Source organism: Stenotrophomonas sp. 05L414_2 (genome assembly GCF_056397905.1).
Window position 1 is genome coordinate 1 of sequence record NZ_JBFTOJ010000305.1, and the last position, 1685, is coordinate 1685.

At 66.2% G+C, this 1685-nt stretch carries 2 protein-coding genes; one reads left to right on the forward strand and one right to left on the reverse strand.

Annotated elements, in window-relative coordinates; all coding sequences use genetic code 11:
* Window positions 1–40: 40 nt before the first annotated feature.
* Entirely contained in the window at window positions 41–475 is a 435-nt protein-coding gene (locus AC1DJN_RS21855; protein WP_442251793.1) for a hypothetical protein, read from the forward strand.
* A 9-nt stretch (window positions 476–484) separates the two neighbouring features.
* On the opposite strand, the gene AC1DJN_RS21860 is transcribed toward AC1DJN_RS21855, so the two are convergent.
* Window positions 485–1685 (reverse strand): molybdopterin dinucleotide binding domain-containing protein (locus tag AC1DJN_RS21860; protein ID WP_478040246.1); only part of this gene is annotated, 1201 nt, incomplete at its 5' end.

Genomic DNA, 1685 nt, shown 5'->3' on the forward strand with positions numbered 1-1685 from the left:
GCCTGCTGTCATCATGCATGACGTTCATTGGAGCCTTTCCATGCCTGCCCGCTTCCCCTCTGCTGCCCTCCTGCTGTCCGCGTTGCTGAGCCTTCCGGTCATGGCAGGCGAACGCCAATGGACCGTGCTGTCCAGCGGCGATGGTGACCACACCCATGAGCGCTGGCAGGTAAGCGGGACGCGGTTGCGAACGCTTCCCGCGTTCGACCCGGCACGCGCCGAGCCGCCGCTGTCGGTGCATCAAGCTGCGGCGGCAGCACTGGCCCACGCGCGCCTGCGTTATCCCGGCGATGACTTCGTGGTCTCCGAGGTAAGCCTGCAGCGGTTCACCGCCGGCGCTGCGCCGCAGAGCGAGGACGCAGCGCGCGGCTGGGTGTACCTGGTCAGCCTCGACTACAACGCCAAGGGCTGGACCCAGATGGTGCCGGTGCTGCTGGATGGCAGCATCGTGCTGAGCGACAACGAGCAATTGTAGGATCGGCGCCTACGCGGGCACGTCGACCTGCGCGCGCATCCGTACCGGAATGGATTTCGCCGCTGGCGTACCGCTGATCCGATCGTAGTAGTCCAGCGGCAGCAGGGGGTTGAGCTCCGGGTAGTAGCCCGCCAGCGCCCCGCGCGGCATCGGGTAGTCAAGCACGGTCAGGCCTTCGATTCGCCGCGTCACGCCGTCGTCGCTGATCGTTTCCAGGCTCACCAGGGCTTCCTTGTCGAGCCCGCGCGCCAGACGGTCCTCGATGTTCATGAACACCACCATGCGGTCGTTGTACACGCCCCGGTAGCGGTCGTTGTAGCTGTAGATGGTGGTGTTGTACTGGTCGTGCGAGCGCACCGTGGCCAGCCGCAGCATCTCCGGGTCATCGACTACCGTGTTCACTTCCAGGCCCGGCATGACGAGGATGTTGGCCTTGCCGTTCGGGGTCGGCCACACGCGCCTGYGCGGCGGAATATCCAGATGGAAGCCGTGCAGTGCCTGGATGCGCTCGTTGAAGCCGGCATAGATGGCCGGGTAGACGGCGGCGATCAAGTCGCGGATCGGGCCGTAATCGTGCATGTACGCGGCCCAGTCCACCTTGCTGCCCGGCAACGTTGCCATCGCCATCCGGCAGACGATCTCCACCTCCGGCAGCACCTGGTCGCTGGCCGGCTCCAGCACGCCGCGCGACGCCGTCACGTTGGACATCGCATCTTCGATGGTGACGAACTGCTCGCCCTTCGGCGTGCGGATCCACTCCGAGCGCGCCACCACCGGCAGGATCAGCGCGTCGCGACCGTGCACAAGATGCCCCCGGTTGAGCTTGGTGGCGATGCCCACGGTCAGTTCCAGTCTGCGCATGGCCTGGTAGGCGCGCTCGGTATCGGGCACGGCATGGATGAAGTTGCCGCCCATGCCGATGAACACCTTGGCACTGCCATCGAGCATCGCCGCGATCGACTCGACCACATGGTGGCCGTGCTCGCGCGGCGGATCGAAACCAAACACCTGCTGCACGCGATCCAGGTAGCGCGCCGTGGGCTTCTCGTCGATGCCGACGGTGCGGTCGCCCTGCACGTTGGAATGGCCACGGATCGGACCGATACCCGCGCCCGGCTTGCCGAAATTACCGCGCAGCAACAACAGGTTGGCCACCTGCTGCAGCAGCCGCGACCCCTGCTGGTGCTGGGTCAGGCCCATGCCATAGCAG